At 35.8% G+C, this 6,615-nt stretch carries 7 protein-coding genes; 4 read left to right on the top strand and 3 right to left on the bottom strand.

Features of this window, described 5'->3' with window-relative positions; translation table 11 throughout:
- Window positions 1–436 precede the first annotated feature (436 nt).
- Together EQ827_RS07395 and EQ827_RS07390 are read right to left on the bottom strand one after the other, a co-directional pair.
- Window positions 437–1,303 (bottom strand): aldo/keto reductase, encoded by an 867-nt coding sequence (locus tag EQ827_RS07395; RefSeq protein ID WP_181190362.1) that lies wholly within the window; start codon window positions 1,301–1,303, stop codon window positions 437–439.
- Window positions 1,304–1,317: 14 nt separating this feature from the next.
- Window positions 1,318–2,130 carry an aldo/keto reductase gene (locus EQ827_RS07390; RefSeq protein ID WP_219912672.1) on the bottom strand — a complete coding sequence of 271 codons (813 nt, stop codon included), beginning with the start codon at window positions 2,128–2,130 and terminating at the stop codon, window positions 1,318–1,320.
- Window positions 2,131–2,294: 164 nt separating this feature from the next.
- On the opposite strand from EQ827_RS07390, the gene EQ827_RS07385 reads away from it, so the two are divergent.
- Window positions 2,295–3,179, top strand: coding sequence for a LysR family transcriptional regulator (locus EQ827_RS07385; RefSeq protein ID WP_181190360.1), 885 nt, complete (start codon window positions 2,295–2,297; stop codon window positions 3,177–3,179).
- A gap of 171 nt (window positions 3,180–3,350) precedes the next feature.
- Here EQ827_RS07385 and EQ827_RS07380 read toward each other — a convergent pair whose 3' ends face one another.
- Window positions 3,351–3,665, bottom strand: a complete 315-nt coding sequence (locus tag EQ827_RS07380; RefSeq protein ID WP_181190359.1) for a DMT family transporter — start codon at window positions 3,663–3,665, stop codon at window positions 3,351–3,353.
- A 494-nt stretch (window positions 3,666–4,159) separates the two neighbouring features.
- Between EQ827_RS07380 and EQ827_RS07375 the strand changes: the two genes are divergently transcribed.
- The 3 genes from EQ827_RS07375 to EQ827_RS07365 all read left to right on the top strand — a co-directional run.
- Window positions 4,160–5,647, top strand: coding sequence for an ABC transporter substrate-binding protein/permease (locus EQ827_RS07375; protein ID WP_181190358.1), 1,488 nt, complete (start codon window positions 4,160–4,162; stop codon window positions 5,645–5,647).
- A 171-nt stretch (window positions 5,648–5,818) separates the two neighbouring features.
- Window positions 5,819–6,280 (top strand): hypothetical protein, encoded by a 462-nt coding sequence (locus tag EQ827_RS07370; protein ID WP_181190357.1) that lies wholly within the window; start codon window positions 5,819–5,821, stop codon window positions 6,278–6,280.
- 178 nt (window positions 6,281–6,458) lie between these two features.
- Window positions 6,459–6,615 (top strand): MerR family DNA-binding transcriptional regulator (locus EQ827_RS07365; protein ID WP_181190356.1); only part of this gene is annotated, 157 nt, incomplete at its 3' end.

Genomic DNA, 6,615 nt, shown 5'->3' with positions numbered 1-6,615 from the left:
TTGTATAAGAGACAGATCAGTGATTTATTGATATAGGTAGCATTAAATTTTTTCACATTATTTCATAAATTTTGTCATTAAACTTTATTTTTCCAAGGATAAATAATTTCAATAGTTTTTGCTATATTTTTTAATATAATTTGATTTAATCCAAAACACATCGCAAACTTAAAGAATTACTTCAAGCGCAAGCCTGCACCATTTTTACATTTTAATGCACAAAGTGATAAACAAGTTAAAGTATCCATAGGCATCCAATTTTCTAAAGGTTTAATTCTTGGTTTTAGTTCCAACGATTATGTTGGATTTGGTGAACTAAACTCAATCGTTTTCTTACATTTTGCTACACGCTAAAGCAAGCAAAAAGGATGGAACAAAATATTGTTCCATCCTTATTATTTACACCGTATTAATGAATATGTCGTTTATAGCGGTTTTATTCTTTTAACTGTGCCAAACTGGAACCAAAGATTTGCTCAATGGTTACTGGATCACGATGATCAAAGAATTGACTTTCGCCCTTATCTAAAGTAGCAATAGTCTGCATATCGTCATCAGATAATTCAAAATCAAACACAGCACTATTTTCTTCTATTCGACTTTGGTGAACGGATTTAGCCAGCACAACGATTCCTCGTTGAATTAACCAGCGCAAGATTACTTGTCCAACAGATTTATGATATTTTTGACCAATTTGAACTAAAGTTTCATTAGTAAAAATCTCATGTTGGCCTTCAGCAAACGGCGCCCAAGCTTCCACAGCTACATTTTCTCTTTGAATGGCTTGAACATCGCTTGCTCTTTGATACCAAGGATTAACCTCGATTTGGTCAATGACTGGCTGGATGTTACTCATTAACTCCAGATTTTTCAGCTGATCAGGAAAAAAGTTCGATACTCCAAGCGCGCGAATTTTACCTTCCTGATATGCTTCACTCATTGCCCGCCAGGCACCAGCCACATCACCATAGGCTTGATGCATCAGATATAAATCTAAATAATCCAATTGAAGGTTTTCTAAAGATTCATTAATTGCTCGTTTAGCACGTTCATAATTAGCATCTGCCACCCATAATTTAGAAGTAATAAACAGCTGTTCCCGTGCTACAGAGGTCTGCTTGATGGCTTGTCCCACAGCAGTTTCATTGTGATAGGCAGCAGCAGTATCAATTAAGCGATAGCCCGCATTAATAGCAGTCAACACCGTTTGCTCGCATTGATTCAAATCGGTAATTTGATAAACTCCCAAGCCTAGTTGAGGCATTGTCACGCCATTATTTAATTTAATTGTCGGTATTTGCATTAAAGACCTCCCACTTACAATTTGCGATCATTAAACATTTCAGCAGTTTCTCCAGCATAATGATCTATAAATAAACTCTTACCAGTATCTAAAGCCTGCAGCTGCTGCATTTCTTGTTCATTTAAGACAAAATCCCAAATATCAAAATTTTGCTGCATACGTTCTTTGTGGGTTGATTTAGGAATAACTACCACGCCACTTTGAATCAAAAAGCGCAAAGCTACTTGTGCAGCAGTCTTATTATAAGATTGACCAATCTTAGTTAATGTGGGATTTTGGAAAAGATTATTCTTACCCTCCGCAAATGGTCCCCAAGATTCAATTTGTGTGCCATACTTCTCCAAAAAGATCCGATCATTTTGGCGTTGATTAAATACATGAGTTTCTAATTGATTAACTGCAGGCGTAACCGACACATTTTTTACTAAATCAACATAACGATCTGGATAAAAATTAGAAACTCCAATGGCGCGAATCTTACCAACCTTATAAAGTTCTTCTAAAGCACGATATGTGCCATAGTAATCACCAAATGGCTGGTGAATCAAGACTAAATCTAGGTAATCTGTTTGGAGATTATCCATCGACTTCATAATTGAGGCTTGAGCCAGTTCATATCCTGCATTAGAAACCCAAACTTTGGTTGTTAAAAAGATGTCTTCGCGTTTAACACTACTTGCTTGAATGGCTTTGCCAACTGCGGCTTCGTTGCCGTAAGCTTGAGCCGTATCAATTAAGCGGTAGCCTACATCCAGTGCATCTAAAACTGCTTGTTCACATACTTTTAAATCGTTAACTTGAAAGACTCCAAAACCTTCTTGAGGCATTGTTACACCATTATTCAACGTAACATTTGCTACTGTCATAATTAACTTCCTTTCTCTATGAACTTTCAGCAATCCTACTTTTATTATATGGTTAAGGCTGCTGTTTGAATATTACTAATTACACATGCTAGTATACAGTTATCGTATACTAGAAAGGATATTTAATGATTGATAATCATCTTTTAGAAGAACTCGTTACTTTTTCTCAAACGGGCACTTTAGCTCAAACCGCCCAAAAATTTCACTTGACTCAGCCCACAATTACTCGCGGCCTGCAAAAATTAGAAACAGAGCTGGGCGTGCAGCTATTTATTCGTCAGCCTAATCGATTAAGTCTCACATCCACTGGCCGATATGCTGCCCAAGAAGCCCAAAAGTTATTACAGCAAAATAAGAGCTTCCACAAAAATGTCCGCAATTATGAAATCAGCCACCGTCAGATTAAAATTGGCAGTGTTGCTCCCGGTCCGGTAATCATTCTCAAGTATTTGCGCACGCATTTAAATAGACCATTTATTATTGAAGACCAATTACTCCGCCCGGAGAATATTCTCCCTCAATTACAAACTAATTACTTATCTATTATCATTACTAATCAACCTTTGAACACGGAAATGACTACAGCAAAATATCTCATGCAGGAGCGATTAGCCGTTAACTTAGATAAATTCATGGATTTAGCTAGTCAAAAAACAGTAACCTTTAACCAGCTAAAAGGTAAAAGTTTTATTGTGTTACAAAATATTGGTATTTGGAAAAATATCATCCAAGAACAAGTGCCGGCGGCTAAATTCCTTTATCAAGAACAGCAAGAAGCCCTTGCTGAAATTACCAAATACTCTAATTTTCCTTATTTTAGTACCAACTTCACTCCCTTTACTCAGCATTTTCCTCCAAATAATGGTCGCAATTGTGTCCCCATTGCTGATCAGTCAGCCCAAATGGATTTTTATGCTGTTTATCTTACCAAAAACGCCCATCAATTAACGCCCTTTATTAATAGTCTAGCTACAGCTTGCCACCAGTTAATCCCCAACCAGCCAAATTAATTCGCTAATATGGCAATTATCTACAAAACTATTGGCGATATTAATTAGTGAAATAGTCATTTTGCAGTTTAGTCTACTAGATAAAAGTGGTTTAATAAGTGGACCCTTCAGCCTTGTAGCCAAGGAAACATCCCAAAATAGTTACTGTCAGCTCTTGCAGATTAAGGTTCACTATTTGCTGACTTTTAATCCGATAATACCAACTAATAATAAAATAACAAAAAACCATTTAGTTAAAGAAATCGATTCTTGAAAGAGGAAACTGCCCACCAAAACTGATCCTAAAGTCCCAATTCCTGTCCAAATAGGATAGGCCAAACTCAAATCCAGCTTCTTAGTAGCCTTAATTAAAAAGTAAAAACTCAAAATCATTCCTATAACTGTTAAAACTGAATAGGATACACGCGTAAACCCTTTACTTAACTTCATCATTGCTGACCAAAAGACTTCACCTAAACCCGCTAAAAATAATTCTAACCATACCATGATTTTAATTTCTCCCTTTTTAAAAAAAAGACAACCATTAAACTCTTACTTAGGCCTAAAAGAGTTAATGATTGTCATGTCCGGCGACATTTAATGCTACTAGTTTAAGTATAAATATTTAAAAAAGTAAATGCAACTAGGACTAAGAGGGTTAAATAATATTTTTCTCATTTTATTAAAAAAGTTATTGACAGCGATGTCAAAAAGCGCGTATACTTTGCAAATAACAGCACTTGATAGGAGTAAATGACAATGTCTAATTTAACAAACTCACTTAATATCCGTCTGCGAAGTCGCTAACACACGACTGCTTTCATTTTTGCATGAATGCAGTCTGTTCCATTAGATTGTGTTCATGCCGACTTTTATTCAAAATAACTATTTTAGTCTGCATGAATTAGTACATGCAGACTTTTTTGGCTTTAGAAGTCTGTTTTCACAGGCTTCTTTTTTTAGTTTAAAAAACTACTTACTTAAAATATAAGGAGAAAAAGATGAAAAAACTACTTAATTTACTAACCTTACTGCTCACAGTAAATCTCTTAATATTAACCTGCGGACCGATTACACAGGTCCAAGCAGATGTTCAGACCCCAGCGTCAGATCATTATCTGCAAAAAATAAAGGCAAAAGGAACCATTGTAATGGGAACAAGTCCCAATTTTCCCCCGTATGAATTTATAAGTCATGACCACTCCCAGATTGTCGGGTTAGATATTGCTGTTGCTCAAAAAATTGCTCATGATATGGGCGTTAAATTAGTCATTAAGACGATGGATTTTAATTCCTTGCTGATGGCTTTAGAAGCCGGCAAACTTGATATGGTAATTGCGGGAATGAGTAAAACTGCCAAACGGGCTGAAAATGTAGATTTTAGCAATGTGTATTTTAATGGCGGTATGGATTTAGTTATTAGAGCCAGTGATCAGCACCAAATTAAAGACTACCATTCACTCGCCGGTAAAACTATCGGCTCACAAACTGGTTCTATTCAATATAATATGATCCGTGATCAAGCAAAAAAATCTAAACTAACAGGGATGGACAAAAGTACCTCATTGATTCTCGCCTTACAAACTCATAAATTGGATGCCGTGGCTTTAGACCAGCCAACAGCAGAAGCCTTTGCCAAAAAAGTTGGCGGTCTAGTCGCAATTAAATCGGGATTCGATATGGGCCAAACTCCTGGAATGGCGGTAGCCTTTCCTAAAGGCGCCCAATCACTAGTTAATTCTGCCAATCAATCAATTGCCGAAATTCAAGCCCATAATTTAATTAATAATAAGTACTTGCCCCAAGCTAAAAAATATTTTGCTACGGGTAATTCTCCTCAAAGTCGGGCAGCAGCTAATTCCATGTGGACCTATCGGGACTTTTTTGCTAAGGGATTTGAATATACCTTAATTATTTCTGCTGTTTCAATTATTTTGGGCGTAGTTTTAGGATTGATTCTAGCTTTAATGCGGCTGAGCCACAATAAATTTTTCCATATTATCGCTGTAAGTTATATTGAATTTGTGCGGGGGACGCCCTTAATGGCTCAAGTCTTATTTATCTATTTTGGCCTCGGATTTTTGGTAGACTTGCCAACGTTACTTTCTGGAATTATTGCCATCTCACTTAATGCGGCAGCTTATATCGCGGAGGTTATTCGTTCGGGAATCAATTCCATCCCTATTGGTCAAAGTGAAGCCGCCTATTCACTTGGGATGTCGGCTCATACAACGATGCGTTTTGTTATTCTTCCGCAAGCCCTCAAGAATATTTGGCCAGCACTAGGCAACCAATTAATTTCCTTAGTTAAGGACAGCTCCTTAGCTTCTGTTATTGGTGTAAGTGAACTGATTTATCAATCGCGGATTATTCAAGCCGATACCTTTCGGGGGATGATGCCTTTAGTCGTGGTAATGTTTTTGTATTTTGCTGTGACGTTTAGCATTTCTAAAGTAATGCAGCAATATGAGCAAAAAATGGCTCATTAATGACTTGGCGCACTCATCAACAACAAAAAATTGTGAAAGATTTTCTTGGCCTAGCAGACGTTAGGCTTTTTTAATGGATGTACTTATTAAATTTGGTTAGCTAATTTAGAAAAAAATTTAACTGGATTTCTTTCTCCTAGTGTGCTACTATACTATTACAGGAGATGATAAATGATGTTGAAATTAGCTAAAAAATTAGCCTTATTATTAGGAGTATTATTGATAATTCCACTTACAATGGGTTTTAGTTTACCTACTAAAACTGTTCCCAAGGTTCAAACTATCAGCATCTATAATGCTCAAGGACAAAAAGTTGCCCAAACTCATAGTCGTCTAGCCTGCAAACGAATTTATCATATAACGAATAATTCTTTTAATAATAAAGAAGTGCATCTTAACGCTCAGATTCCAGCTAATTCAAAGTTACAATATCGTTACTTATTAACAACCGCCAATCACCACCCCAATATGGAACTTGCTCTTTACAGTAACCACAATAATCATTATCTAAAAACTAAAGATTACCCTATTTCGATATTTCCTGTCCATCAGTCATACTGGAGATTATCGACTGCTGATTATCAAAAATTGCAGCATCCGAAAAATATGTTAAAGCCTTCAGCCAATAATTAAGTGAAACTGATTACTCAATAAATTAACCGCCAACTGGTCAAAGTATAGGCGGTTATTTTTGGATAATTTTTTATACTAGGCTGATTATTTACGTGCTGAAAGTATCAGAAACTTCTGTTATATTATCTTTTAATCTTAACAATAATTTTAATTTAAATATGATAATGGGTGAAAACTAATGAACAAATCAAGCTATAAAATTGGCGAATTCTCTAAAAGAGTCAATTTAACTGTCGATACACTTAGATATTACGAAAAAGAATATCTAATAACACCAAAAAGAGATAAGAATAATATTCGTATTTATGACAACAACGATATTAAATGGATTGAAT

Source organism: Bombilactobacillus bombi, assembly GCF_013607485.1.
GTDB lineage: Bacteria > Bacillota > Bacilli > Lactobacillales > Lactobacillaceae > Bombilactobacillus > Bombilactobacillus bombi_A.
This window is presented reverse-complemented; position numbering and strand designations above follow the sequence as displayed.